The 24,661-nt window shown below is 68.6% G+C and carries 22 protein-coding genes; 12 read left to right on the top strand and 10 right to left on the bottom strand.

Annotated features, from left to right (window positions below; translation table 11 throughout):
- Positions 1 to 957: a hypothetical protein gene (locus tag CDO81_RS01595; RefSeq protein ID WP_144397107.1), complete on the top strand. Its 957-nt coding sequence runs from the start codon at positions 1 to 3 to the stop codon at positions 955 to 957.
- Between the two features lie 67 nt (positions 958 to 1,024).
- Here the strand turns inward: CDO81_RS01595 and CDO81_RS01590 are convergent, their stop codons facing one another.
- Both CDO81_RS01590 and CDO81_RS01585 read right to left on the bottom strand, forming a co-directional pair.
- Positions 1,025 to 1,339: an energy transducer TonB gene (locus CDO81_RS01590; RefSeq protein ID WP_088481406.1), complete on the bottom strand. Its 315-nt coding sequence runs from the start codon at positions 1,337 to 1,339 to the stop codon at positions 1,025 to 1,027.
- A 245-nt stretch (positions 1,340 to 1,584) separates the two neighbouring features.
- Positions 1,585 to 2,520 (bottom strand): inositol monophosphatase family protein, encoded by a 936-nt coding sequence (locus CDO81_RS01585; RefSeq protein ID WP_088481405.1) that lies wholly within the window; start codon positions 2,518 to 2,520, stop codon positions 1,585 to 1,587.
- 107 nt (positions 2,521 to 2,627) lie between these two features.
- On the opposite strand from CDO81_RS01585, the gene CDO81_RS01580 reads away from it, so the two are divergent.
- Both CDO81_RS01580 and CDO81_RS01575 read left to right on the top strand, forming a co-directional pair.
- Entirely contained in the window at positions 2,628 to 3,365 is a 738-nt protein-coding gene (locus tag CDO81_RS01580; protein ID WP_088481404.1) for an RNA methyltransferase, read from the top strand.
- 232 nt (positions 3,366 to 3,597) lie between these two features.
- Complete coding sequence (locus tag CDO81_RS01575) at positions 3,598 to 6,819, top strand: ligand-binding sensor domain-containing protein (protein ID WP_144397106.1); 3,222 nt, start codon at positions 3,598 to 3,600, stop codon at positions 6,817 to 6,819.
- A gap of 35 nt (positions 6,820 to 6,854) precedes the next feature.
- Here the strand turns inward: CDO81_RS01575 and mog are convergent, their stop codons facing one another.
- Both mog and yjgA read right to left on the bottom strand, forming a co-directional pair.
- On the bottom strand, positions 6,855 to 7,421 hold the full coding sequence (gene mog / locus CDO81_RS01570) for a molybdopterin adenylyltransferase (protein ID WP_088481402.1): 567 nt from the start codon (positions 7,419 to 7,421) through the stop codon (positions 6,855 to 6,857).
- On the bottom strand, positions 7,414 to 7,947 hold the full coding sequence (yjgA, locus tag CDO81_RS01565) for a ribosome biogenesis factor YjgA (protein ID WP_088481401.1): 534 nt from the start codon (positions 7,945 to 7,947) through the stop codon (positions 7,414 to 7,416). The genes mog and yjgA overlap by 8 nt, the downstream gene beginning before the upstream one ends.
- A gap of 80 nt (positions 7,948 to 8,027) precedes the next feature.
- Between yjgA and pmbA the strand changes: the two genes are divergently transcribed.
- From pmbA to CDO81_RS01535, 6 genes are all read left to right on the top strand, one after another.
- On the top strand, positions 8,028 to 9,395 hold the full coding sequence (pmbA, locus tag CDO81_RS01560) for a metalloprotease PmbA (protein WP_088481400.1): 1,368 nt from the start codon (positions 8,028 to 8,030) through the stop codon (positions 9,393 to 9,395).
- Between the two features lie 86 nt (positions 9,396 to 9,481).
- Entirely contained in the window at positions 9,482 to 10,633 is a 1,152-nt protein-coding gene (locus CDO81_RS01555) for an ABC transporter substrate-binding protein (RefSeq protein ID WP_088481399.1), read from the top strand.
- 62 nt (positions 10,634 to 10,695) lie between these two features.
- On the top strand, positions 10,696 to 11,577 hold the full coding sequence (locus tag CDO81_RS01550; protein ID WP_088482399.1) for a branched-chain amino acid ABC transporter permease: 882 nt from the start codon (positions 10,696 to 10,698) through the stop codon (positions 11,575 to 11,577).
- Between the two features lie 8 nt (positions 11,578 to 11,585).
- Positions 11,586 to 12,443 (top strand): branched-chain amino acid ABC transporter permease, encoded by an 858-nt coding sequence (locus CDO81_RS01545; RefSeq protein WP_088482398.1) that lies wholly within the window; start codon positions 11,586 to 11,588, stop codon positions 12,441 to 12,443.
- Between the two features lie 2 nt (positions 12,444 to 12,445).
- Positions 12,446 to 13,216 (top strand): ABC transporter ATP-binding protein, encoded by a 771-nt coding sequence (locus CDO81_RS01540; protein WP_088482397.1) that lies wholly within the window; start codon positions 12,446 to 12,448, stop codon positions 13,214 to 13,216.
- Complete coding sequence (locus CDO81_RS01535; RefSeq protein WP_088481398.1) at positions 13,213 to 13,929, top strand: ABC transporter ATP-binding protein; 717 nt, start codon at positions 13,213 to 13,215, stop codon at positions 13,927 to 13,929. The genes CDO81_RS01540 and CDO81_RS01535 overlap by 4 nt, the downstream gene beginning before the upstream one ends.
- 33 nt (positions 13,930 to 13,962) lie before the next feature.
- On the opposite strand, the gene CDO81_RS01530 is transcribed toward CDO81_RS01535, so the two are convergent.
- From CDO81_RS01530 to CDO81_RS01515, 4 genes are all read right to left on the bottom strand, one after another.
- Positions 13,963 to 14,307, bottom strand: a complete 345-nt coding sequence (locus tag CDO81_RS01530; RefSeq protein ID WP_088481397.1) for a TIGR01244 family sulfur transferase — start codon at positions 14,305 to 14,307, stop codon at positions 13,963 to 13,965.
- A 9-nt stretch (positions 14,308 to 14,316) separates the two neighbouring features.
- Positions 14,317 to 14,763, bottom strand: coding sequence for a GatB/YqeY domain-containing protein (locus CDO81_RS01525; RefSeq protein ID WP_088481396.1), 447 nt, complete (start codon positions 14,761 to 14,763; stop codon positions 14,317 to 14,319).
- Between the two features lie 111 nt (positions 14,764 to 14,874).
- Positions 14,875 to 15,087: a 30S ribosomal protein S21 gene (gene rpsU, locus CDO81_RS01520; RefSeq protein ID WP_012346814.1), complete on the bottom strand. Its 213-nt coding sequence runs from the start codon at positions 15,085 to 15,087 to the stop codon at positions 14,875 to 14,877.
- Positions 15,088 to 15,267: 180 nt separating this feature from the next.
- Positions 15,268 to 16,488 (bottom strand): BaiN/RdsA family NAD(P)/FAD-dependent oxidoreductase, encoded by a 1,221-nt coding sequence (locus tag CDO81_RS01515; RefSeq protein ID WP_088481395.1) that lies wholly within the window; start codon positions 16,486 to 16,488, stop codon positions 15,268 to 15,270.
- Between the two features lie 215 nt (positions 16,489 to 16,703).
- Here CDO81_RS01515 and CDO81_RS01510 point away from each other — a divergent pair, with 215 nt between their 5' ends.
- Genes CDO81_RS01510 through CDO81_RS01500 form a run of 3 tightly spaced genes read left to right on the top strand, consistent with a single transcriptional unit; the run spans position 16,704 to position 22,628 of the window.
- Positions 16,704 to 17,711: a GGDEF domain-containing protein gene (locus CDO81_RS01510; protein ID WP_241516807.1), complete on the top strand. Its 1,008-nt coding sequence runs from the start codon at positions 16,704 to 16,706 to the stop codon at positions 17,709 to 17,711.
- Positions 17,712 to 17,747: 36 nt separating this feature from the next.
- Positions 17,748 to 21,305 (top strand): DNA polymerase III subunit alpha, encoded by a 3,558-nt coding sequence (gene dnaE / locus CDO81_RS01505; protein ID WP_088481394.1) that lies wholly within the window; start codon positions 17,748 to 17,750, stop codon positions 21,303 to 21,305.
- 27 nt (positions 21,306 to 21,332) lie between these two features.
- Positions 21,333 to 22,628 carry a patatin-like phospholipase family protein gene (locus CDO81_RS01500; RefSeq protein WP_088481393.1) on the top strand — a complete coding sequence of 432 codons (1,296 nt, stop codon included), beginning with the start codon at positions 21,333 to 21,335 and terminating at the stop codon, positions 22,626 to 22,628.
- Here CDO81_RS01500 and CDO81_RS01495 read toward each other — a convergent pair.
- Both CDO81_RS01495 and CDO81_RS01490 read right to left on the bottom strand, forming a co-directional pair.
- Positions 22,602 to 22,883 (bottom strand): ComEA family DNA-binding protein, encoded by a 282-nt coding sequence (locus tag CDO81_RS01495; RefSeq protein ID WP_088481392.1) that lies wholly within the window; start codon positions 22,881 to 22,883, stop codon positions 22,602 to 22,604. The genes CDO81_RS01500 and CDO81_RS01495 overlap by 27 nt on opposite strands.
- Complete coding sequence (locus tag CDO81_RS01490) at positions 22,880 to 24,628, bottom strand: ABC transporter transmembrane domain-containing protein (RefSeq protein WP_088481391.1); 1,749 nt, start codon at positions 24,626 to 24,628, stop codon at positions 22,880 to 22,882. The genes CDO81_RS01495 and CDO81_RS01490 overlap by 4 nt, the downstream gene beginning before the upstream one ends.
- Positions 24,629 to 24,661: the final 33 nt, after the last annotated feature.

Raw genomic sequence — 24,661 nt, 5'->3', positions numbered from 1 at the left:
ATGCGCAAAGCGTCCGCCAGCGTGTGGGCGCAGGCGGACCCACAGTCGGGCTGGATTCGCCCAGTGGCCCCGCCGGCGACGTCGCCTGTCGCTGAAGCATTGAGCCGGGAGGCCCGCTGGCGCGATGCGGTCGGGGCGATGTCGGAGCAGCCGCTGGACGTGCAGCAGTTGCCAGGCGCGCCCCTGTATCTGTTGAGCGCCTACGGCGGTACGGCGAACTGTCAGACGCTGGTGCTCGTGGAAGCCTCGCCTGGCAAGGCGGCGCGGTCAGTGCCGCTGCCCGTCGCACTCAGGGATATGGAGCTGTGCGTCACGCAGTCGGCCAGGCTGGCCCAGGTGCTGGGCCAGCCGGCTTTCGTCGTCGGCGGTGCGCCCAGCATGGACAGCCCAGACCTCCGCTACCGCATCGCGACCTGGACCGGTCGGGGCTGGGGCGGGCGCTGCAGCCTGGAGATCAAACGTGAGACGGCGATGACGGCCGGGCAGCGCTTCTGCCGCCCTGGCAGCCCGGTCTGCGATCAGGCTGCCAGCAGCGCCCAGCGGCTGGCCAAGGCCTATGAGGCCTCGCGTGCGCGGCGGCAGCCGCTGGACGCCGTGGCCCTCAATGAAGGGCGTCGCCCGGATGCCGCGGCGACAGCTGCCCTGGGCCGACTGGCGACAGGCGCGTCGGGCGATTCGATGCTGAACCCGATCTTTGCGCTGTTCGGGGCCGACGAGCGCCGGCTCGACGCGATGCTCACCCAGTTCTCCAACGCGGACCCTCGCGCGGTGCCGTTGTGGGTGCAGGGGCGCTGGTGGCTGGCCTTCGTCGGCCGCTCCGGTGTCGGCTGGCGCGAAGGGGATGCGGTGCTCGTGTCCCTCTATGCGCCACCAGGTCGGGAAGGCGACGCGGTGGCGTCCTACCAGTTCATCGTGCGCCCGACCGGTCTGGCGAGCGTGGTAGCCACTGACGAGTGAGGCCCAAAACGAAAGGCCCGCTTTCGCGGGCCTTCGGTGCTTGATTCAGGAGCCGTGAGGCTGGGTCTCAGTCTTCCGACTTGAAGACCAGCTTGACTTCGTGCGTCTGCGGGGCGCCGGTGCCTTCGAACTTCCACTGGCTCAGGGCGTCGACGGCGGCGCGGTCGAAGACGCGCTTCGGCTCGGCTTCCACGACTTCCACGTTCGAGACCTTGCCGTCGCCGGCGATGGCGATCTTGGCGCGGACGCTGCCGGAGGCGATGTTCTTCTTGACGGCCTCGCTGGGGTACTCGGGGGCGACCTTCTTCAGGACCTTGGCATCGGCGTGAGCCAGGGAAGCAGCGGCGATGAGGGCGAGAGCGACAGCGGAGCGGACAAACATCTGGATCTTTCGGGCTTGTTGACGAGGTTGAAGCGGCGACTTGTGATCGCGTTGCAGCTCGGATTCTGGCCGGGCCTCCCCCCATGGGTAAGGGGGTGGGCCGTGCACACTTCACGAACAAAAGCGCGGGTTTGCCCGTAGGCGTGTCGTACGCGAAATCCGTCACGGCCCAGACGCAGAAAAGCCCTCGCGAGGAGGGCTTGTTCAGACGATCGGCCAGCCGCGGGCCGTGATGGGCTGCCGCGTCAGACCGGGGCTTCGCCCGCTTCGTCCTTCTTGATCCGAACCGGGGCGCGCTTCTTGGGGGCCGCGGGTGCCGGCGCTGCGGCTTGCGCGGCCGGAGTCGGTGCGGCGGCGACGTCTTCTTCCTTGATCACGCGGGTGTAGGGCGACAGCATGGCCACCAGCGGCGCGTAGATGCGGGGCGTGCCGGCCACCACTTCACGCTGGTGCAGGAAGTCGGCCTCGCCGGTGAAGTTGCCCACCAGGCCACCCGCCTCGGTCACGATCAGGGAGCCGGCGGCCACGTCCCAGGGTTGCAGGCCGGTCTCGAAGAAGGCGTCGTAGTAGCCGGCGGCGACGTAGCAGAGGTCCAGCGCGGCGGCGCCCGGGCGGCGCAGGCCGGCGCAGTGCTGCATGACTTCCTCGAACATCTTCACGTAGCGCTTGAAGTTGTCGCCGCGGCGGAAGGGGAAGCCGGTGCCGATCAGGGCGTCGCTCATGCGGGTGCGCTTGGACACACGCAGGCGGCGGTCGTTCAGGAAGGCGCCGCGGCCCTTGGTGGCGTAGAAGAGGTCGTTGCGCGTCGGGTCGAAGACGACGGCCTGCTGCACGACGCCGCGGTGGGCCAGCGCGATGGACACGCAGTACACCGGCAGGCCGTGGATGAAGTTGGTGGTGCCGTCCAGCGGATCGATGATCCAGACGTACTCGGAATGCTTGGCGCCGTGGGTGCGGCCCGACTCTTCGGCGAGGATGCCGTGGTCCGGGTAGGCGCCCAGCAGCGTCTCGATGATCACCCCTTCTGCGGCGTGGTCGACCTCGGTCACGAAGTCGTTCGGGCTCTTGGTGTTGATGCGAAGCGCTTCGAGGTCCAGCGAGGCGCGGTTGATGAGGGCGCCGGCTGCACGTGCCGCCTTGATGGCGACGTTGAGCATGGGATGAAGAGACGTTTGCTGCATGCAGGCACTCGCTGGGAAGAAGGGGCTGACAGGAGGAAAGAGCGTCGAGGCGCTCAGACACGCCCCGGATAATCGCGCGATTCTAGCCGCAGCCTCCGTACAAACCCGTGCAATCCACACGCTTCATCCTCATCAACACCAGCCACGCCGGCAACGTCGGCGCGACGGCCCGCGCGATGAAGGTGATGGGCTTCAGCGATCTCGTGCTGGTGGCGCCGCGCTTTGCCGATGTGCTCTGCCATGAGGAAGCCATCGCCATGGCCAGTGGCGCGGCCGACATCCTGGCCCGTGCCCAAGTGGTGCCGACGCTGACGGCCGCGCTGGAGGGCGTCGACTTCGCCTGCGCCACCGCCATGACGCCGCGCGATTTCGGCCCGCCCACCCACGAGCCGCGATCACTCTTTGCCGATCTCGCCGCGCGTGAGGCGGCGCCGCGGCTCGCGCTGGTGTTCGGCTCCGAGCGCTATGGCATGAGCAATGAGGACGTGTACCGATGCCATGCCGTGCTCAGCATCCCGACGCATCCCGACTACGGCTCGCTCAACCTCGCGCAGGCGGTGCAGCTGCTGGCCTACGACCTGCGTCAGGCCATCGGCGGCTTCACCGTGCAGCCGCGCGCTGCGGCGCCCGATGCGGCCGACGCGCGCGCGGTGCAAGGCTTGCTCGAGCATCTGCAGGCCGCGTTGATCGACATCGGCTACCTCGACCCGGCCGCCCCCAAGAAGCTGATGCCGCGCCTGAACCAGCTCTTCAATCGCGCGGGGCTGACCCACGAGGAGGTCCACATCCTGCGCGGCATCGCGCGGCAGATGCAAAAGGTCGCGCCTGCGGCCGGTTCGCGCTAGGCCAGGCCTTGGCGGGCGCGTCAGGCGCCCGCCGCGACGCCAGGGTTTCGCTGCGGCGAAGCAGTGCCGCCAGAGACGCTGACGGCCCGGTGCGCCGGACCCCTTCGGCTGCATCAGAATCGGAGGCCCGGGCCAAGCGCCCTCCCACCCGAGACTGCCCGCCTTGCTCCTGCGTGTCGCTGCCCTGTGGTTCTGCCTTTGCCGGCGCCGCTTGCCGGGGCTGGCGCTCGCCATGCTCGCCGCGACCGCCCAGGCGGTGCCCGCGGACCGGCGGTGGTCGGTGCTGGCGGACATCACCTTCCAGCATGTCGGGCAGGAACAGGGGCTGCCAAGCGCCATCGCCACGTCGGTCGCCGAGGACGGCCAAGGTTTTCTGTGGGTGGGCTCGCTCGGCGGCTTGGCACGCTGGGACGGCTACCGCTTCCGTGTCTACAAGGCTGACGCGACACGGCCCGGGGCGCTGCCGGACAACTATGTGCAGTCGCTCCACGGCGATGCTGCCGGCCGGCTGTGGATCGGGACGAGCGCCGCCGGCCTGCTGCGGCATGACCCGGCGACGGACCGGTTCGTGCCCATCCCCGTGGGTGGTCCCGACGGGTTGAGCCACGTCAGCGTGCGCCAGATCCTGGACGACGGCGCCGGCGGGCTCTGGGTCGTCACCGATGGCGGGCTCGATCATCTCGACCCGGCGACCGGTCGCGTGCAGCGCGCGAGCGCGGCGGGGGGCTGGGCCGAGGCTGCGGGCACGCGGGTCTGGGCCGTGCTGCGCGACCGCCGAGGCCAGCTCTGGCTGGGCAGCCAGGCGGGCCTGTTCCGGCGCCGCACGGCTGAGGGACCGCTGGAGCCGGTGCCTCTGGCGATCGGCCGTGTGCTGCAACCGCAGGCGTTGGCGCAGGACAGCGCCGGCAGGATCTGGGCCGGCACCTTGCACGAGGGCGTCTTCGTGCTGGGGCAGCAAGGCGACGGGCCGGTCGTGGCTGTGCGCGAGACCGGCGCCGCCGACAAGGACGATCTGCTTCAGAACACCCAGATCACGAGTCTGCTGGAGGTGCAGCCCGGCGAGATGTGGGTGGCCACGCTGGGCCAGGGGGCGGTTGCCGTGGACGCCACGCGTCTGGAGACGCGCCGTATCCGTCACGTGCCCGCCTGGCCCGTCAGCCTGGCGGACAACGCCTTGCGCACCCTGTACCGCGACCGCGCCGGGCTGGTCTGGGTGGCCTCCAACCGCGGCCTGAGCCGCTACGACCCGCGCCAGGCCGGGGTGCTCACACGGCTGGGCGCCACCACCGACGTGAGCGCGGCGCTTGATTCGCGCCTCATCAGCACTGAAATCAGCTGGATCCTGCCCATGCCCGACGGTCGGCTGTGGCTGGCCACGCACAAGAGCGGCATCGACATCCTGGACGCGACGGGCGCCCGTGTCGCCGGTCTCCGGCCTGACGGCAGCCGGCCGGAGACCGCGCTGCCGCCGGACATCGTGCTGGCCATGAGCCTTGCAAAGGACGGCAGCGTCTACATCGGCACCAAGCGCGGCTTGTACCGCGCGTCGGCAGACGGTCGCCAGGTGGCGCGTGTCCGGCTGGGCGCGCGCGATCCGGCCGCCTCCACCTGGGCCTTGCTGGCCGACGGCGACACGCTCTGGGTCGGCGGCCAGTTCGACGGCCTGTGGCGGCTGGACCTGGCCAGTGGACGCAGCACGCCGGTGAAGCTGGCCGAGCCCGGGCTGACCGACCAGCGCATCATGGTGCTGGCCCGCGGCGCGGCTGGCGAGCTGTGGGTGGGCACGCGCAATGGGCTCAACCGGGTCGATCCGGTGACGAGTGCGGTGCGGCAGATCCCCGCGGCGCCGTCAGACCCGGGCGGCCTGTCGGCCGGCTTCGTGACCGCGGTCATGCCAGACACGGCCGGGCGACTCTGGGTCGGCACCTTCGGCGGCGGCATCGACGTGCTGCCGGCCGCCGGCCACCCCGAACCAGTGCGGCGCCTCAGCCTGGCCCAGGGCCTGCCGGACGCCAGCGTCAACGCGCTGCTGCAGGACCTGCGCGGCCACATCTGGGCCAGCACGGACGATGGCCTGGCGCGCATTGACCCCGAGCGACTCACTGCCCGTGCATTGCGACGGGCCGAAGGCGTGGTGTTCCCGACCTACTGGACCGGTTCAGCTGCCCGCACGGACCGGGGCGAACTCCTCTTCGGCGGCGCCGGCGGCATGACCGTGGTGTTGCCCGAAAGGCTCCAGCCCTGGCAGTTCGCCCCGCAGGTGTTGCTCGCCGACGTGCAGGTGGGCGGCCGCCCGGTGCCCGTGGTGCCCGGGCGAGATGCGGTGGTGCAGGTGCCGGCGGACGGCAACAGCCTGGCCGTGGAATTCGCGTCCAGCGACTTCTCCGCGCCCGAGCGCAATCGCTATGCCTACCGGCTCGAAGGCTTTGACGCCGACTGGATGGCAGCGGATGTGAGCCGCCGGCTGGCCGCCTACACCAACCTCGCGCCGGGCCGCTACACCCTGCGGCTGCGCGCCTCCAACCGCGACGGCCAGTGGGGCGAGCGCGAACTGGCGCTGGCCGTGCAGGTGCTGCCGGCCTGGCACCAGACCTGGTGGTTCCGCGCGGGGCTGGTGCTCGCGCTGGCGCTGTTGCTGCTGGGGGCCGTCGCGCTGCGGACGCGCTGGCTTCGCCAGCGCCAGCTGGAACTGGAGCACAAGGTGCGCGAGCGCACGGCCGAGCTGCGAGCCCTGCACCAGGCGCTGGAAGAGAAGTCCGAACAGCTGGCGATGAGCAGCGTCACGGACCCGCTGACCGGCCTGCACAACCGACGCTTCCTGAGCGACCACATCGAGCAGGATCTGGCGGCCAGCGCCCGCCGCTCGCAGGAGACGCTGGCGGCTGGTGGCCAACCGCTGGACACCGACAACGTCTTCCTGCTGCTGGACATCGACGTGTTCAAGCGCATCAACGATCGCTACGGCCATGCGGCGGGCGACGCGGTGCTGGTGCAGTTCGGCGCCCGGCTGCGCTCGGTGCTGCGCGAATCGGACTACCTGGTGCGCTGGGGCGGCGAGGAGTTCCTCGCGGTAGCTCGCGACACCGACCGGCACCGGGCCGAGGAGCTGGCGGAGCGCATGCGGGCGATCGTGGCGTCGACCCCTTTTGAACTGCCGGACGGCAGCCAGATCGTCGTGACCTGCTCGGTCGGGTTCGCCTGCATGCCCTTCGAGCCGGAACGCCCCCAGGGCCGAGGCTGGCAACAAGTGGTCAACCTCGCGGACTTGGGGCTGTATGCCGCCAAGCATGCCGGCCGGGACGCCTGGGTCGGCGTGTATCCCGCCCAGGGGCGCGGCGCGCTGGGGCGCCGCGTGATCGGCGGCTTCGGCTTGGGCAGCAGCCGGTCGCTGGATGAAGTGGCCGCGGTGCTCAGCGCCACGGCACCGCCCAGCGAGATCGTCGGTCAGCCCTGAGCGGGTGACCTTGCCAGCCGCAGCGGTGCCGGGGCCTACTGAGGGCGCAGCGCGCTCTTGGGCCGGAAGGTTTTGCAGACCTCGTCCCGCGTTTCGAGGTAGGGCCCACCGATCAGGTCGATGCAGTAAGGCACGGCCGCGAAGATCCCGCTGGCTTTCTCATGCCCGGTCAGCGTCTCGGCGATGGCCTTGGGTTGGCCAGGCAGGTTGATGATCAGGGCCTGGCCGCGGATGACAGCCACCTGGCGCGACAGGATGGCGGTGGGTACGAAGTGCAGCGAGATCTGGCGCATCTGCTCGCCGAAGCCTGGCATCACGCGGTCTGCGACGGCGAGGGTGGCCTCGGGCGTCACGTCGCGCGGTGCCGGGCCCGTGCCGCCGGTGGTCAGCACGAGGTGACAGCGCTCGGTGTCGACGAGTTCAACCAGCGTGGCGGAGATGCCGGCCTGATCGTCCGGGATCAGGCGAGGCACGAACTCGATCGGATTGCGCAGCGCGGCGGTGAGCCAGTCCTTGAGCGCTGGCAAGCCCTTATCTTCGTAGACGCCGGTGGACGCGCGGTCGCTGATGGAGACGATGCCGATGCGAACCGGGTCACTCATCGGTGGCCACCTCAGCCGCCTTGATGAACTGGAACAGTTCGCGGAAGGCGCGGCCGCTGCGCTTCTCAGGCACATTGGCGGCGTCCTTGCGGGCCGCGCGCACGAGGCTGCGCAGCTGCTGGATGTCCACGTCGACGTGTGCCGCCAGGAAATCCTGCAGCGCGTCGTCGCTGGCCAGCAGCTGTTCGCGCCAGCGCTCGGACTGGTGCAGCCGCAGGCTGTCCTGGGCATGGCCCAGCTTGAAAGCCGCCACGGCCTCTCGCACCGGCTCGGGGTCGATCTTGCGCATGAGCTTGCCGATGTACTGCATCTGGCGGCGGCGGCCCTCGAAGTTGGTGATCTTCTTGGCCGCCTTCAGCGCGTCGGACAGGATCTCGGGCAGCGCCAGCGGCTCCCAGCGGCTCTCGGGTAGGGCGAGCAGTTCTTCGCCGAGCTTTTGCAGCGCGGTCATGTCGCGCTTCATCTGCGACTTGCTGGGGCGGTCGAAACCGTCGTCGTCTTCGAGTTCGGGGATGTCTTCTTGCATCGGGAATGGCTTTGGGCGCGGGCCTATCATTGTCGCCCACTCGATTTCGTCATGCGCCGGCCGTGCCCGGCGCTTCGTTCATGCCTCAAGCACAAGACGGTTTTGCCTACAGCCCCGAGCAGTTCCAGCAGTGGATCGAAGACGCCTTGACCGAGGCGAAGAAGCTGGGCGCCAGCGATGCCGGCGCCGAAGTGTCCGAAGGCTGCGGCCTGTCGGTCTCGGCGCGGCTCGGCAAGCTGGAGAACGTCGAGCGCAACCGTGACAAGTCGCTCGGCATCTCGGTCTACCTCGGCAAGCGCCGCGGCAACGCCAGCACCTCTGACTTCTCGCCGCAGGCCATCCGCGACACCGTGCGCGCGGCCTACGACATCGCCCGCTTCACCGCCGAGGACGATTTCGCCGGCCTGCCCGACGAGGCTGATCTGGCGCTGGACGCATCCCAGCGGCCCGACCTCGATCTCTTCCACCCGTGGGCGGTGGACGCCGCGCAAGCCGCCGACATCGCACTGCGCTGCGAGGCCGCGGCCCTGTCGGTCGACAAGCGCATCACCAACAGTGAAGGCGCGGCGGTGTCGGCCCAGCAGTCGCATTTCTGGATGGGCAACACGCGCGGCTTTCGCGGCGGCTATGCCAGCTCGCGTCATTCACTGTCGGTCGCGCCGATTGCCGGCCGTGGCGACGACATGCAGCGCGACGCCTGGTACAGCTCCATGCGTGATGCGGCCGAGCTGGCGTCGCCCGAGGCGGTGGGCCGCTACGCCGCCGAGCGCGCCCTGTCGCGCCTGAAGGCACGCAAGGCCGCCACCGCCGAGGTGCCCGTGCTGTTCGAGAGCACCGTGGCCATTGGCCTGCTGGGAGCGCTCGTGCAGGCGGTCAGCGGCGGCGCGCTGTATCGGCGCACGACGTTCCTGCTCGACAGCCTGGGCCAGCCCGTGATGGCGCCGCACATCGACATCACCGAAGACCCGCACGTGCCCAAGGGCAAGGGCAGCTCGCCCTTCGACGACGAGGGCGTGCTCACCCGCGCCCGAACGGTGGTGGACGGCGGCGTGCTGCAGGGCTATTTCCTGTCCAGCTATTCGGCACGCAAGCTCGGCATGAAGACCACGGGCCATGCCGGCGGCTCGCACAACCTGCGCATGACCAGCCGAGCCACGGCACCGGGCGACGACCTGGCCACCATGATCCGCCGACTCGGCCGCGGTCTGCTGGTGACCGAGCTGATGGGGCAGGGCGTCAACTACGTGACGGGCGACTACTCCCGCGGCGCCAGCGGCTACTGGGTCGAGAACGGCGAGATTGCCTACCCGGTTCATGAAGTGACCATTGCCGGCAACCTGAAGGACATGCTGCGCAACATCGTTGGCATCGGGGCCGACGCGTACACCATGGGCACCAAGACCGTGGGCTCGGTGCTGGTCAGCGGCATGAAGCTCGCCGGCAACTGAAGCCTGGCGCCCTATCATCGGCGGCGCCCCATGGCCGGCGCCGCGCCTTGGCGACCGAGACAACACCCACACCTGGAGACCTGCCGATGATCCCTCGCACCTTCAAGCCCTTGGTTACCGCGGTCCTGTTCGGCTGGGCCGCCCTGGCCCAGGCCGCTGACGTCAAGCTCGGCGTGGCCGAGGCGCTGTCGGGTGGTGCGGCCCAGTACGGCCAAAGCATCCGCGCCGGCTTCCAGCTGGCGGCCGACGAGATCAACGCGGCCGGCGGCATCAACGGCAGCAAGCTGGTATTGGTGGTGGAGGACGAGCAGGGCAAGAAGGAGGAGGCGATCAACGCCTTCAAGAAGCTCATCTTCCAGGACAAGGTGCTGATGATCTTCGGCCCCACGCTGTCCAATTCGGCCCAGGCGGCCGACCCGATCGCGCAGGCGGCCAAGGTCGTGGTCTTCGGCACCTCCAACACGGCGGACGGCATCACGTCCATCGGCGACCATATCTTCCGCAACTCGGTGACCGAAGCCGACGTGCTGCCGGTGACCCTGTCCACCGCGGCCAAGAAGCTCGGCATCAAGAAGGTGGCCGTGCTCTATGGCAACGACGACGTCTTCACCAAGAGCGGCTACGACAACTTCAAGAAGGCGCTTGACGCGCAGAAGATCGCCGTCACCACGACCGAGACCTTCGCCAAGGGTGACGTCGATTTCAAGGCGCAGCTCACCAAGATCAAGGCCAGCAACCCGGATGCGCTGGTGCTGTCGGCGTTGATTGCCGAAGGCGCGCCGATCATGGTGCAGGCCCGCCAGCTCGGCCTCAACGTGCCGGTCATCGGTGGCAACGGCATGAACTCGGTGAAGGTGTTCGAGCTGGCCAAGGGGGCGTCCGACGGCCTGTGGATCGGCAGCCCGTGGTCCATCGAGAACCAGACCAAGGAGAACGGCGCCTTCATCGTGGCCTACACGCAGAAGTACAAGTCCGCGCCAGACCAGTTCGCCGCCCAGGCGTACGACGCGATGTACATCACCGCGCAGGCGCTCAAGAAGATCAAGCTGACCGGCGACCTTGCCAAGGACCGTGCCGCGCTGCGCAATGCCCTGCCGGATGTGAAGTGGACCGGCGCCACCGGTGCGTTCGCCTTCCGCCGTGCCACCGACAAGGCCGGCAACCCGGCCGGCTACGACGCCGCGCAGACCGCCATCGTCAGCGTGACCAAGAACGGCCGCTACGCCATCGAGAAGTAACTGCCGGCCAGAACCGGCCGCTCGCCGTCCGTGGCTGGGCGGCCTTGAACGCTTCTTCCATCGTGCTTGAACAGCAGCTCTTCAACGCTCTCTCGCTCGGCAGCGTCTATGCGCTGTTCGCGCTCGGCTTTACGCTGGTCTTTGGCGTGCTGGGGGTGGTCAACCTGTCGCATGGCGCCGTCTTCATGGTGGGGGCGTATGCCGCGCTGCAAGCCGTGACCCGGCTGCACCTGCCGCTGGCGGGTGCACTCGCGGTGGCATTTGCGGTGTCGGGCCTGCTGGGCCTGGTCATCGACGTGCTGGTGCTGCGGCCGCTGCGGGCGCGCAACGCGCCGCACCTGATCCCGATGATCGCCACCATTGGGCTGGCCATCGCGCTCAACAGCCTGGCCCAGGGCATCTTCGGGGCAGAGAACCTGCGCTTTCCCGCCGAGGTGCTGCCCCAGGACACGCTGAACGTGGCCGGGCTGCATGTGACCCTGCTGGAGCTGGGCATCATCGCGCTGTCGTTCGGCCTGATGGCGGTGCTGCTGCTCGTCTTGCGTGGCACCCAGCTTGGCCGCGCGCTGCGGGCCATTGCCGAGAGCCCCAAGGCGGCGGCGCTGCTGGGCATCAACGTCGGTGGGCTTTTCATGCTGACGAGCTTTGTTGCCGCCGGGCTGGGTGGTGTGGCGGGCGTGCTGATCGGGCTGTACGCCAACGCGCTGTTCCCGTTGATGGGCCAGCCCATCCTGCACAAGGGCATCGCCGTGATCATCCTGGGCGGCATGGGCGACATCCGTGGCGCGATGCTCGCGGGGCTCTTCCTTGGGTTTGCCGAGGTGCTGTCGGTGGCCTACATCGGCTCCACGATGCGTGATGCCGTGGCCTTCGGGTTGCTGTTCGCGGTGCTGCTGCTGCGCCCGAAGGGGCTCTTCGGCACCGTCAACGAGCGCAAGGTCTGATCGCCATGCTGGAGAGCTTCGACAGCTTCTGGGCCGTCTACAGCAACCTCGTGCTGACGCTGGGCACGAACTCGCTGCTGGCCCTGTCCATCTACCTCACCTTGTCCTGCGGCATGCTGGCGATGGCCAATGCGGCCTTCATGGGGATTGGCGCCTATGCCGCCTCGCTGCTGACCATGAACGCGGGCGCACCGTTTCCGCTCGCGCTGGCGGGCGGCATGGCGGCGCCGGCCGTGGTCGCCCTGCTGATGGGTGGGCCTACCCTGCGGCTGTCGGGGGTCTATCTGGCGATGGCCACGCTGGCCTTCGGCGAGGTGGTGCGAATCGTCGTGCTGAACACCGAGAGCTGGACGGGCGGCGCGCTCGGCTTGAACGGCATCCCGCCGCTGACGCAATGGTGGCACGTGGCGCTCGCCCTGGCGGTCGCGGTTGCCGTGCTGGCGCTGATGCGCCGCTCCAAGGTCGGGCGGGCCTTCGAGGCGATCAAGCTCGACGAGACCGCAGCCGGCCTGATGGGCATCGACGTGAAGGCGCACAAGATGCTCGCCTTCGTGGCGGGCGCCATGCTGGCCGGGCTGGCCGGGGCGCTGAATGCCCACCTGACCTTCTTCATCGGCCCGAACGAATACGGCTTCGACCGCGGCGTGGAGATTCTGACCATGACCATCCTCGGCGGCATCCACGGCCTGATGGGGCCTATTTCAGGCGCGGTCATCCTGACCCTGCTGCCTGAGCTGCTGCGCGGCCTGGCGGACTTCCGCAACGTGGTGAACGGCCTGATCCTCGTGGTCATCGTGCTCTTCCTGCCGCGCGGCCTGTGGGATCCGGCACGGCTGCGCACACTGCTCGGCGGCAGGAGGGCGTGACGGTGCTGACGCTGCAATCGGTGTCCCGCCACTTTGGCGGCTTGCAGGTGTTGCAAGACGTGAGCTTCGAGGTGCCGACGGGCGGCATCTTCGGGCTGATCGGGCCCAACGGTGCGGGCAAGACGACGGTGGTCAATCTCGTGACCGGCCTGCTGCCGCCCAGCTCGGGTGACATCCTCTTCAACGGTGCCAGCCTCGTCGGCCGTCCGCCGCATCAGATCACGGCAGGTGGCATTGCGCGCACCTTCCAGAACATCCGGGTGTTCAAGGAGATGACGCTGCTGGAGAACGTCATCGTGGGCATGCATGGTCGGCTGCCCTATGGCCCGGCAGGCTGGCTGCTGCGCCTGCCATCGTACCGCGCGGCGGAGCGTGCGGCGCGCGACCGGGCGCGCGAGCTGCTGTCGTGGATGAAGCTCGACCACAAGGCCGACGACATCGCCGACAACCTCAGCTATGGCGAGCAGCGCAAGCTGGAGCTGGCTCGCGCCTTGGCAACCGAGCCGCGCCTGCTGCTGCTGGACGAACCGGTGGCGGGCATGAATGGCGCTGAGAAGACCGAACTGATGGCCGAGATCCGCAACATCCAGGCGCGTGGCTACACGATCTTCATGATCGAGCACGACATGCGTTTCGTGATGGGACTGTGCGACCAGATCGCGGTGCTGAACTTCGGGCGCATCATCGCCCAGGGCGGCCCGGACGCCGTGCGAACCGATCCGCAGGTCATCGAGGCCTACCTGGGGCGTGATGACGAGGAGATGCCCGCATGAGCCTGCTGAGCGTGCGCGGCCTGGTGGTGAACTACGGCCATGTGGAGGCCGTGCGGGGCATCGACTTCGAGCTGGTGGCCGGGCAGATCACCACCTTGGTGGGCGCGAACGGCGCGGGCAAATCGACGACGCTGATGGCCTTGTCGGGGCTGGTGAAGAAGGCCGCGGGCGAGGTGCGGTTCGACGGAGAAGAGATCTCGTCCACTGCGCCTCATCGCATCGTGGGGCGCGGGCTGGTGCAGGTGGCCGAGGGGCGGGCGACGCTGACGACGCTGACGGTTCGTGAGAACCTGGAACTGGGCGCCTTCACGCGCCGCGACGGGGCTGCCGCGCGGGCGCGCGACATCGACCATGTCTTCAGCCTCTTCCCGCGCCTGGCGGAGCGATCGGGGCAGCTGGCTGGCAGCCTGTCGGGCGGCGAGCAGCAGATGCTGGCCATCGGCCGTGCGCTGATGGCCAAACCCAGGCTGCTGCTGCTGGACGAACCGTCCATGGGCTTGGCGCCCCTCATCGTGCAGGACATTTTTCGCACGCTGCAGCGCATCAATGCCCAGGAGGGGCTGACCATCTTCCTGGTCGAGCAGAACGTGAAGCAGGCGCTGAAGCTTGCGCAGCGGGCCTACGTGCTGGAGAACGGGCGCATCGTGCTGCAGGGCAGTGGTGCCGAGCTGCTGGGCGACCCGCGCGTGCAGGCCGCCTACCTCGGTCATTGAAGGCGCCAGGCAGGCCCGCTGGCGCTGGCGGCTTCAGTCCAGCTGCTGGGCCAGCATGAACAGCCGCGTCGAGCGCGCGCCCGAGCGGCAGAACGCCAGCAACGGGCGGGGCAGGGCGGCGAGCAGCTCGGCGAACGCGGCGATCTCCTCGGGCGACTGGTAGCCCCCGGCCACCGGCAGGTGGCGGTATTCCAGGCCGGCGGCCTTGGCCGCAGCTTCGATTTCGGCGGAGGTCGGCTGGTCGGGACCGTGCTCGAAATCGGGCCGGTTGTTGACCACGCTCTTGAAGCCCATCGCGGCGGCTTCGGCCATGGCTTCAGGCGTCAACTGCGGCGCGACGCAGATGTCGGGCGCAACGGGTTGCAGCGGCAGGCTCATGGGGCCTCCTTACTTGGCCAGAGCGGCCTTGACGGCCGCGGACACGACGCTCATCTCGGCGCTGTTGCCGAGGGCGGCCTTGGCGGCGGCCATGACCTTGCCCATGTCGCCGGGGCCGCTGGCACCCAGCTCGGCCACGAGGGCTGCCACCTTCTCCGCCACGGCTTCGGCCGACAGGCGCTCGGGCAGGTAGGTTTGCAGCACGGCGAGCTCGGCGGTTTCCTTGGCGACCAGGTCGTCGCGGCCGGCGGCGGCGAATTGGCTGATGGAATCCTTGCGCTGCTTCACGAGCTTGTCGACGATGCCCACGAGAGCGGCGTCGTCCACAGTGATACGCTCGTCCACTTCCTTTTGCTTCACCGCGGCGAGCAGGCCACGGATGGTCAGCAGGCGGTCGGCTTCCTTGGCGCGCATCGCGGCCTTCATGTCTTCGGTGATGCGATCTTTCAGGCTCATGGGGCAGGTCCGGTTCAAAAAGGACAAAAACCCGCGACAGCGTCCTGTGGCGGGTTTTCTGGATTCAGCCGGAACGGCGCCGAGGCGGGTTCCGGGTCGCGTCAGAGACGATCAGTACAGCTTCTTGGGCAGCTGCATGCTGCGCACGCGCTTGTAGTGGCGCTTGACGGCGGCGGCCTTCTTGCGCTTGCGCTCGGCGGTCGGCTTTTCGTAGAACTCACGGGCGCGGAGTTCGGTCAGCAGGCCCAGCTTTTCGATGGTGCGCTTGAAGCGACGCAGAGCGACGTCGAACGGCTCGTTTTCCTTGACGCGGATGGTGGTCATGTAATTCCTTCAGATTGCGCTCGGTGTTCGCGGCTTTTGTTTCAGCAGCAGGTTCCGGATTACTGCATCACTTGGGATTAGCAGCGAATCGACGCGCGGGTTTGCCAGCAAAGCCGAGGATTGTAGCCGGGAAATCAAGCACTTGCCAATATTGTCTCCGGCGCGTTCCCGGGCCCCATCTCAGGCGGCCGTGCGGGCGGCTGCCATCGCCTCAGCGCAGGCAGCCGCGCTGGCCCAGGCCCATTGGAAGTTGTAGCCACCCAGCCAGCCTGTCACATCCACGACCTCGCCGATGAAGTGCAAGCCTGGAACATGCCGGCTTTCCAGGGTCTGGGAACTGAGATCACGCGTGCTGACGCCGCCCCGCATGACCTCCGCCTTGCGCCAGCCTTCGTCGCCCGTGGGCATGAGTTGCCAGTCGTGAACGCTGCGGCCGAGGCGCTGCAAGTCGGCGTCGCGGCATTCGGGCAGGGGGCGGGTGGGGTCCAGTGCGGCGCGCTCCAGCCAGGCGGCCGCCAGGCGCTGGGGCAGGCGCGCAGCGAGTTCGTTGCCCAGCTGGCGCCGGGACCCGCTTTTGGCCTCGACCAGGTCGCGGTCGAGCTGAATCTCGGGTGCGAGGTTGATCTGCAGGGGCTGGTCGTCTTCCGTCCGGTAGCTTGATATCTGCAGGATGGCCGGGCCGCTCAAGCCGCGATGCGTGAAGAGCAGGTCTTCCAGGAAGCGACCCCGCGCCTTGCCTTTGCCGCACGCCACTTCGACCGGCAGCGAGAGGCCCGCCAGGGCTGCAAACGGCGCCCAGGCTTCGGCGTCGAAGGTGAGTGGCACCAGTGCCGGGCGCGGCTCGACGATGGCGTGCCCCAGACGCGTGGCCAGGCGCAGCCCCCAGTCGCTGGCGCCGATCTTGGGTACGGGAAGGCCTCCGGTCGCCACCACCAGCCGCGGCGCCTGCACCGTGCCCTGAGATGTGTCGAGCTCGAAGCCGCCCTCGGCCCGCAGCCGCACGTCGGCCACGGTGCAGGGCTGCCAGCGCGTCACGCCGCCCGCCTCGCATTCGCGCAGCAGCATCTGGATGATCTGCTCGGCCGAGTCGTCGCAGAACAGCTGGCCCTTGTGCTTTTCGTGGAAGGCGATGCCGTGCTGTTGCACCAGCTTGATGAAGTCTTGCGGCGTGTAGCGCGCCAGGGCCGAGCGGCAGAAGGCCGGGTTCTCCGACAGGAAGTTTGCCGGGCCGGCCTCACGATTCGTGAAATTGCAACGGCCGCCGCCCGAGATACGGATCTTTTCAGCCACCCTGGCGGCATGGTCGATCAACAACACGCGCAAGCCGGCCTGGCCGGCGCGCCCCGCGCAGAACAGCCCGGCGGCACCCGCGCCCACCACGACCACATCGAATCCCTGCATACCCCTCCCTCGAATGCGGTCCATTGTCGTGGGTCAGCGCGAGGAAACTCGTTACGATTCCAGGCCATGAACGACCTTCTAGGGGGGAGGCCTGATTCATGGGGGCGGCTGGCCTTGCTGGCCCTTCGCGCCGCCCACTACATTCCCCTGACACCTTCGGCGCACTGTGGCGCTTCGCCGCGTGCGCTCGATCGCACCCAGACGATTTCATGGACATGACTGCCGACCAGACCGCGATGGAGCCGCAGCCCGGCAGCCTGGCGCATTGGCTGGCGAGTCATGCTGACCTGGGTGGCGAGGCCTTGGCCGGCTTGGTGGCATTGATCGAGCCCCTGGGCAACCAGGCGGCGATCAAGTCGGTGGCCACGGGCCGCTATGTGTTCGCCACCACCGGGCTGGTGGAGATGTTCGGGCGCGAGGCGGTGGTGGGCCATACCGATGCCGAGCTGCTCAAGCCGGACGAGACCACGGCCCTGCGCCGTGTCGAGCAGACCGTGATGGCTCAGCGTTTTCCGGTCGTCAGCGAGCACAAGCTCGAAATCGGTGGACGGCGTCGCGAGTTCAGCGTCACGCGCCTGGCGCTGGGGTCGGAGTTCCTGCTGGCGGTGTGGCATGAGCGCACCGAAGAGCGCCAGCGCGAGGCCCAGTTGCAACGCGCCCTGGCCCAGATCGAGCAGCAGCAGAGTGCGATCGAGCAGATCCGTCGGGAGCTGCAGCAGGGCTCGGGCCGCGACGACGTGTCGGGCCTGTACATGCGTGCCCAGTTCGACGACCAGTTGCTGCGCGAGATCGACTTGTCCTCCCGCGAGCACCGGGAGTTCGCGCTGGTCGTCATCGCACTGGACGCGTCGCCCAAGATTGCGAGCCTTGGCGAGGAAGCTCAGCAGCGGCTGCTCGAGGGCATCGGCCGCATGCTGCGCGCCAACACCCGCGCCATGGACTCGGCCTGCCGCATCGGCCCGCAGCGGTTTGCGGTGCTGCTGTCGGGCGTCGGTCTGGCCACGGCGCATGCCCGCATGGAGCAACTGCGCCGCCAGTGCGCCGCGCAGATCGTCGTGTTGAACGGGCAGGACCTGGGCCTGTCCATCTCCATGGGCGTGTCGAGCTTCCCGCACACCGCGTCGCGCCAGGACGAGTTGATGACGGCCAGTGAAGCCGCGGTGCATGAGGCGCAGCGTCGCGGTGGCAACCAGGTCGTGCTGGCCTCGATCGCCTTCGGCTGAAGCGGCGGGCTTCGGCGGCATTCCTACAATGCCGTGATGCCCGAGACCGACGCTTCGACTCCTCAAGAACTTCCCTTCGTCCACCTGCGCATGCACACCGAGTTCTCGGTGGTGGATGGCACGCTTCGCACGGATGACGCCGCTGCCGCCGCGGCCAAGGATGGCCAGGTCGCCGCGGCCATCACCGACCTGGCCAACCTGTTCGGTGGCATCAAGTTCTACTCCGCCATGCGCAAGAAGGGCGTGCAGCCCATCCTGGGCGCCGACTGCTGGCTGGAGGCCGAGGCGGGCGACAAGCCACCGAGCCGGCTGTTGCTGCTGGTGCAGGACAAGCAGGGCTACCTGAACCTGAGCGAGTTGCTGTCCCGCGCCTGGATCGACAACGTGCAGCGCAACCAGGCCTGCCTGAAGTGGGAATGGCTGCAGGAACTCGGCGGCGGGCTGATCTGCCTGTCCGGCGCGCAGCACGGCGGCCTGGGCCAGGCCCTGTTGCAGGGCGACAAGGTGCGGGCGCGTGAATGGGCGGAGCGGCTGTCGGCGACCTTTCCGGGGCGCTTCTATATCGAACTGCAGCGCGCCGGCCTGCCGGGCCAGGAGGCGCTGGTGCAGGCGAGCGTGCCGCTGGCAGCGGAGCTCGGCCTTCCGGTGGTGGCGACCCACCCCATCCAGTTCCTGACCGAGGACGACTTCGAAGCCCATGAGGCCCGGGTCTGTGTGGCCGAGGGCGAGACCCTGGCCAACCCCAAGCGCATCAAGCGCTTCCTGCCCAGTCAGTATTTCAAGACCCAGGCCGAGATGCGGGCGCTGTTCAAGGACATCCCGAGCGCCATCGAGAACACGGTCGAGATCGCGCGGCGCTGCTCGCTGACCTTGGTGCTGGGCAAGCCGCAGCTGCCCAACTTCCCGACCCCGCTGCTTGAAGACGGCACGCCCATGCCGATGGAGCAGTACTTCCGCGAGCTCAGCCATGCGGGCCTCAAGGACCGGCTCGTGCACTTGTTCCCCAACGAGGCCGAGCGCGAGAAGGAGCGGCCGCGTTACGTGGAGCGGCTGGAGTTCGAGCTCAACACCATCATCAAGATGGGCTTCCCGGGCTACTTCCTCATCGTGTCGGACTTCATCCGCTGGGCGAAGGAAAACGGCTGCCCGGTGGGCCCCGGCCGGGGTTCGGGTGCGGGCTCGCTGGTCGCCTATGCACTGCTCATCACGGACCTGGACCCGCTGCGCTACAACCTGCTGTTCGAGCGCTTCCTGAACCCGGAGCGGGTGTCGATGCCCGACTTCGACATCGACTTCTGCCAGGGCAATCGCGACCGGGTCATCGAGTACGTGAAGGACAAGTACGGCCGCCCGGCCGTCAGCCAGATTGCCACCTTCGGCACCATGGCCGCCAAGGGGGCGCTGCGCGACATCGGGCGGGTGCTGGGCATGGGTTTCGGCCATGTCGATTCGATCGCCAAGCTCGTGCCGGCGCCGCCCGGCAAGACGGTGACGCTGGCCAAGCTGCCGCCCAACTTCGACCCCGAGAAGGCCAAGATGGTCTACGCGCGGCATGAATCGCCGGAGATCGAGGAGCGCGAGAAATCTGACGAAGAAGTGGCCGGCCTGCTGGAGATGGCGGCGCGCGTGGAAGGCACGGTGCGGTCCATCGGCATGCACGCGGGCGGCGTGCTGATCGCGCCGGGCAAGATCACCGACTTCTGCCCGCAGTACCAGCAGCCGGGCTCCACCAGCGCGGTCAGCCAGTACGACAAGGACGACGTGGAGGCCATTGGCCTGGTGAAGTTCGACTTCCTGGGCCTGGCGACGCTGACCATCCTGGAGCTGGCCAAGAAGTTCATCGTGGCGCGGCATGCTGACCGCCACGACTTCGACTGGGCCAACGTGCCGCTGACCGACCGCAAGACCTTCGACCTGTTCGGCAAGGGGCTGTCGGAAAGCGTGTTCCAGTTTGAATCCCCCGGCATGCAGCGCTTGCTGAAAGATGCCAAGCCCTCCCGCTTCGAGGACTTGATCGCCCTGGTGTCGCTGTACCGGCCGGGTCCGATGGACCTGATCCCGTCTTTCGTGGCGCGCAAGCACGGCAAGGAGACCATCGAGTACCCGCATCCGCTGCTGGGCCAGGTGCTGGAAGAGACCTACGGCGTCTTCGTGTACCAGGAGCAGGTGATGCAGGCGGCCCAGGTGCTGGGCGGCTACAGCCTCGGCGGCGCCGACATGCTGCGCCGTGCCATGGGCAAGAAGAAGGCCGAAGAGATGGCCATGCACCGCGAGATCTTCCGCAAGGGCGCCGCGGAGAAAGGCATCGACCAGGCCAAGGCCGACGAGGTCTTCGACTTGATGGAGAAGTTCGCCGGCTACGGCTTCAACAAGTCGCACGCTGCGGCGTATGCGCTGCTGAGCTATCACACGGCCTGGCTGAAGACGCACTACACGGCCGAGTTCTACGCCGCGAACATGACCATCGAAATGGACGACACCGACAAGCTCAAGGTGTTGCTCAACGATGCCAAGCTGTTCGGCATCGAGTTCCAGCCGCCTTGCGTGAACAAGGGGCAGTACCGCTTCGAGCCGCTGTCCGACCGACTCGTCAACTACGGCCTGGGTGCCGTCAAGGGCACCGGGCGTGGCGCCATCGAGGCCATCATCGCGGCGCGCGAGGCGGGCGGCCCCTTCCTGAGCTTCTACGACTTCTGCCTGCGGGTGGACCGCAAGGCGGTAAACAAGCGCGTGGTGGAGGCCCTGATCAAGGCCGGTGCCTTCGACAGCATCAACCCCGAGCGCTCCAAGCTGCTGGCCAGCGTCGGCCGTGGCTACACCCACGCGGAGACGACCGAGGCGAACGCCGACCAGGGCGGGCTGTTCGACTTCGGCGACTCGCATGCCTCCAGCACCGCCGAGCCCGACCTGGTGGACGCAGCGCCCTGGAGCATCAAGGAGCGCCTGTCGCTGGAGAAGACGGCCATCGGCTTCTACCTCTCGGGCCACCTGTTCGACCAGAGCGGCACGGAGGTGCGCCGCATCGTCAAACGCCAGATCGCTGACCTGCAAGACAGCCGCGACCCGGTGCTGGTGGCCGGCATCGTCAGCGGCATGCGGGTCATCAACGGCCAGCGCGGCCGCGTTGCCATCTTCAAGCTCGACGACAAGAGCGATGCCATCGAGGCCGTGGCCAACGAGGAACTGCTCAACGCCAACAAGGAGCTGCTGGCCGAGGACGAACTCATCATCGCCCAGGGCAAGGTGCAGAACGACCGTTTCTCCGGTGGCCTGCGGATGAACGTGCAGGCGGTGTGGAGCCTGGCCGCCGCGCGGGCTCGCTTCGGCCGCCACCTGATGCTGAGTGATGCCGGCACGGCGGGCCTGATCCACGAGCTGGTGCAGCGCTTCCCGCCTCGCGTGGTGGAGACGGAGGAGGGCGGCACCCGCAAGCTGGGCTTGCCGGTGCGGGTGTCGGTGCAGGCCGAGCCCCAAGGCGGGCAGGTGGGTGCGCGCTGGCTCGTGGAGCTCGGCGAGACCAGCCGCTTCTGGCCGGCCGACGAGGCGCTGGCCAAGCTGGGCACTGCGGCTGAGGTCATTTACGAAGTGAGCTGACGGCCGGTATCGGCGATGATTTCGCCGATGCTGCACGTCGTCCCCAAGCCTGCCGCGCCGTCGACAGGCCTTGCTCGGCCAGCCGCGGTCACGGGGCTCATCCTGACCGGGGGCGGCGCGCGTGCGGCCTACCAGGTCGGCGTGCTCGCCGCGATCGCGCAGTTGCGGCGCGATGCCGGCGTGGCCGGCAACCCGTTTCCGATCATCAGCGGCACGTCGGCCGGCGCCATCAATGCTGCCACGCTGGCTTGCCATGCCGATGACTTCGACGCCGCGGTCGACGGGCTGCTGCATCTGTGGCAGGGCTTGCACGTCGAGCACATCTACCGCGCCGATGCCTTCGAGGCCGTGAAGAGCGGTGCCCGCTGGCTGTCGATGCTGAGCCTGGGCTGGGCGCTGGCCCGCTGGACGCGCAGCCGCCCGCGCAGCCTGCTCGATAACAAGCCACTGCGCGAGTTGCTCGGCCGCTACCTGAACATGGACCGCCTGGAGCCCATGCTGGAAGCCGGCCACCTGCGGGCGCTCGCCCTGACGGGCTCGAGCTACACCTCGGGCCAGCACGTCACCTTCTTCCAGACCCACCACCACGTCGTGCCCTGGCTGCGGGAGCAGCGCATGGCGGTGCAGGCACGGCTCACCTTGAACCACCTGATGGCCTCGTCGGCCATCCCGTTCATCTTTCCGGCCGAGCGCATCGACCTGGAAGGGCTGCCGGAGTGGTTTGGCGACGGCTCCATGCGCCAGAGCGCACCCATCTCGCCCGCGGTACACCTGGGCTCGGAGCGCATCCTCGTGATCGGCGCAGGCCGCATGAAGGAGCCCGAAGGCCGCCGCGTGGCGGCGACCGACCAGCACCCCAGCATGGCCCAGATTGCCGGCCATGCGCTGTCCAACATCTTCCTGGACGCGCTGTCGGTGGATGTGGAGCGGCTGCGTCGCATCAACCGCACGCTGGCCCTGCTGCCGCGGGACGCGCGGGCCGCCTCGGCGCTGCGGCCGATCGACCTGCTCGTCATCGCACCCAGCCGCCGGCTGGACGACCTGGCCAGCGATCACCAGGCGAGCCTGCCTCAATCGGTGCGCGCCATGCTGCGGGCCTTCGGTGTGACGGGCAAGGGCAAGGCGATGAGCGGGTCGGCGCTGGTGAGCTATCTGCTGTTCGAGCCGAGCTTCGTGGGCGAGCTGATCAACCTCGGCATGAGCGACACCCTGGCCAAGCGGGCGGAGGTGCAGCGCTTCTTCGGCTGGCCGGCGCGGGCGCCGCAGATCGACCCGGCGTCGCTGCGGCGAAGCCGCTCAGCCGGCTTTGCCGCCGGCTGCTGACTCGAACGCTTCGCCGGCCACCCGCAGCCCGGCAGCCGAGAGCCGTGTGGCGGTGGCGGCCTTGATGCCGGGCACGCGCTGCATCAGATCAGGCCAGCCGGTGAACGGGCGCGCTGCCAGCAGCCGCTGGACCAACGCCGGACCGAGGCCTGGCACCGACTCCAGCGTGGCGCGCTTGGCCGTGTTCACTTCGATCGCCGTCAGGGCGAACGCAGGCGCTGCCAGCCCCGAGAGCAGCAGCGCCCGGCGCCTCATGACTCGCCCGCCTGGGCGCGAACCATGGCGGCGTAGGCGCCGTCGCGAGCCATCAGCTCGGCATGCGTGCCGGTCTCGATGAGCTGGCCGGCGCCGAGCACATGGATGGCATCCGCATCCCGGATGGTGGACAGCCGGTGCGCGATGACGATCAAGGTCTTGCGGCCTGACCACGCCGCCAGGGCCTGCTGCACGGCGCGCTCGCTTTCGGTGTCCAGCGCCGAGGTGGCTTCATCGAAGATCCAGATCGGCGCTTCCTTGTAGAGCGCGCGGGCGATGGCCAACCGCTGGCGCTGACCGCCGGACAGCTTGCTGCCGTTGGCGCCGACCGAGGTCTCGACGCCTTCCGGCAGGCTCTGCACGAACTCCCACAGGTGGGCGGTCCGCAGCGCGGCCTCCAGTCGGCCCTCGTCGCGCGGCTGTGCGTAGGCGATGTTGTTGGCGACGGAGTCGTCGAACAGCACGATGTCCTGTGACACCACGGCGAACTGGCGGCGCAGGCTCAGGCGGGTGAGCGTCTCGATGTCGGTGCCGTCCAGCAGGATGCGGCCGCCGTCTGGCCGGCCAAAGCCCAGCAGCAGGTGGATGATGGAACTCTTGCCCGCGCCCGAGGCCCCCACGAGCGCCGTGGTCTTGCCGGCGGGGAAGTGCAGCGACAGGCCATCGAGTGCGGGCTGGCTGGCACCGGGGTAGGTGAGCTTGACGTCCTGCATCGCGAGGTCGCCGCGGGCCGGCCCGGGCAGCGTCGTCGTGCCGCCGTCGGCTTCCTTGGGCTCGTCCATCAGCTCGAAGCAGCCCTTGGCGATGACGGTGGCGCGGGTCAGGGGCGCCGCCAGGTCGGACAGGTGACGCAGGCGCGAGGTCAGCAGGATCAGCGCCGCCACGAACTCGGCAAAGGCCTGCACGCCGGTGCCCTCGGCGCGCGCCTGCCACAGCGCCACGCAGATGATGAAGGACAGGCCCACGCTGGCCACCAGCTGCGACAGTGGCTGCGACAGGGCACCCGCCGTCACGGTCTTCATCGTGTTGCGGCGGACCTGGTCGGACAGGTCGTGGAAGCGGTCGCGTTCGTGCGCCTCGGCGCCGAACTGTCGCACCACCCGCCAGGCGCGGGCGAGGTCGTCGATCTTGTTGACCAGCAGCAGCTGAGAGTCGTAGGACCGCGAGGCCATCAGCCGTACGCGCTGGTTGACCTTTTTCATCACGAAGGCCATCAACGGCGTGACCACGAGGGCCAGCAGCGTGAGCTTCCAGTTCAGGAAGAACAGATAGAGGAGGATGGCCAGAGCCGGCAGCCCGTCGCGCAGCACGCTCATGCCGACATCGCCCACGAGCTGAAGGATCTGCTGCGGGTCGTTGACGACCTTGCTGACAGCCGTGCCGGGCTGCACGCGGGTGTAGACCTGTGCGTCCAGCCGCATCAGGGCCTGCACGAGGGCAGCGCGGAAGTCCATGACGCTGCGTGTGACCGTCCAGTTGAAGAGGTACTGGCCGGCAAAGCTGAAGATGCCGCGCACGAGGTACAGGCCGATCAGCGTGACCGGCACCATCCACAGCGGGAAGGCATCCTTGGCGAAGCCCTCGCCGAAGGCGTAGCCGATGAGCTTGGGCAGCATCGGCTCGGTGGCCGCGGCGCCGATGTAGGCCAGCACCGTGAGCAGCGCACCCCATCGGTGCGGGAAGACAAACCGGCCCAGGCGGCGCAAGACGGACGGCGGTGCGGAGGCGTTGGTGTCAGGAGACATGGGGCGCGATTCTCCCTCCTACACTGCGCCGCC

The sequence above is a fragment of the Roseateles puraquae genome (assembly GCF_002205845.1).
GTDB classification, from domain to species: domain Bacteria; phylum Pseudomonadota; class Gammaproteobacteria; order Burkholderiales; family Burkholderiaceae_C; genus Pelomonas; species Pelomonas puraquae.
The sequence above is the reverse complement of the archived record's forward strand: the minus strand, read 5'-3'. Positions and strand labels throughout refer to the sequence as shown.

Excerpts from the sequence above, each read along its gene's own strand:
- CDO81_RS01595 (WP_144397107.1), top strand. The coding sequence starts at position 1 with ATGCGCAAAGCGTCCGCCAGCGTGTGGGCGCAGGCGGACCCACAGTCG.
- CDO81_RS01590 (WP_088481406.1), bottom strand. The coding sequence starts at position 1,339 with ATGTTTGTCCGCTCCGCTGTCGCTCTCGCCCTCATCGCCGCTGCTTCC.
- CDO81_RS01585 (WP_088481405.1), bottom strand. The coding sequence starts at position 2,520 with ATGCAGCAAACGTCTCTTCATCCCATGCTCAACGTCGCCATCAAGGCG.
- CDO81_RS01575 (WP_144397106.1), top strand. The coding sequence starts at position 3,598 with ATGCTCGCCGCGACCGCCCAGGCGGTGCCCGCGGACCGGCGGTGGTCG.
- mog (WP_088481402.1), bottom strand. The coding sequence starts at position 7,421 with ATGAGTGACCCGGTTCGCATCGGCATCGTCTCCATCAGCGACCGCGCG.
- yjgA (WP_088481401.1), bottom strand. The coding sequence starts at position 7,947 with ATGCAAGAAGACATCCCCGAACTCGAAGACGACGACGGTTTCGACCGC.
- pmbA (WP_088481400.1), top strand. The coding sequence starts at position 8,028 with ATGCCTCAAGCACAAGACGGTTTTGCCTACAGCCCCGAGCAGTTCCAG.
- CDO81_RS01555 (WP_088481399.1), top strand. The coding sequence starts at position 9,482 with ATGATCCCTCGCACCTTCAAGCCCTTGGTTACCGCGGTCCTGTTCGGC.
- CDO81_RS01535 (WP_088481398.1), top strand. The coding sequence starts at position 13,213 with ATGAGCCTGCTGAGCGTGCGCGGCCTGGTGGTGAACTACGGCCATGTG.
- CDO81_RS01530 (WP_088481397.1), bottom strand. The coding sequence starts at position 14,307 with ATGAGCCTGCCGCTGCAACCCGTTGCGCCCGACATCTGCGTCGCGCCG.
- CDO81_RS01525 (WP_088481396.1), bottom strand. The coding sequence starts at position 14,763 with ATGAGCCTGAAAGATCGCATCACCGAAGACATGAAGGCCGCGATGCGC.
- rpsU (WP_012346814.1), bottom strand. The coding sequence starts at position 15,087 with ATGACCACCATCCGCGTCAAGGAAAACGAGCCGTTCGACGTCGCTCTG.
- CDO81_RS01515 (WP_088481395.1), bottom strand. The coding sequence starts at position 16,488 with ATGCAGGGATTCGATGTGGTCGTGGTGGGCGCGGGTGCCGCCGGGCTG.
- CDO81_RS01510 (WP_241516807.1), top strand. The coding sequence starts at position 16,704 with ATGACTGCCGACCAGACCGCGATGGAGCCGCAGCCCGGCAGCCTGGCG.
- dnaE (WP_088481394.1), top strand. The coding sequence starts at position 17,748 with ATGCCCGAGACCGACGCTTCGACTCCTCAAGAACTTCCCTTCGTCCAC.
- CDO81_RS01500 (WP_088481393.1), top strand. The coding sequence starts at position 21,333 with ATGCTGCACGTCGTCCCCAAGCCTGCCGCGCCGTCGACAGGCCTTGCT.
- CDO81_RS01495 (WP_088481392.1), bottom strand. The coding sequence starts at position 22,883 with ATGAGGCGCCGGGCGCTGCTGCTCTCGGGGCTGGCAGCGCCTGCGTTC.
- CDO81_RS01490 (WP_088481391.1), bottom strand. The coding sequence starts at position 24,628 with ATGTCTCCTGACACCAACGCCTCCGCACCGCCGTCCGTCTTGCGCCGC.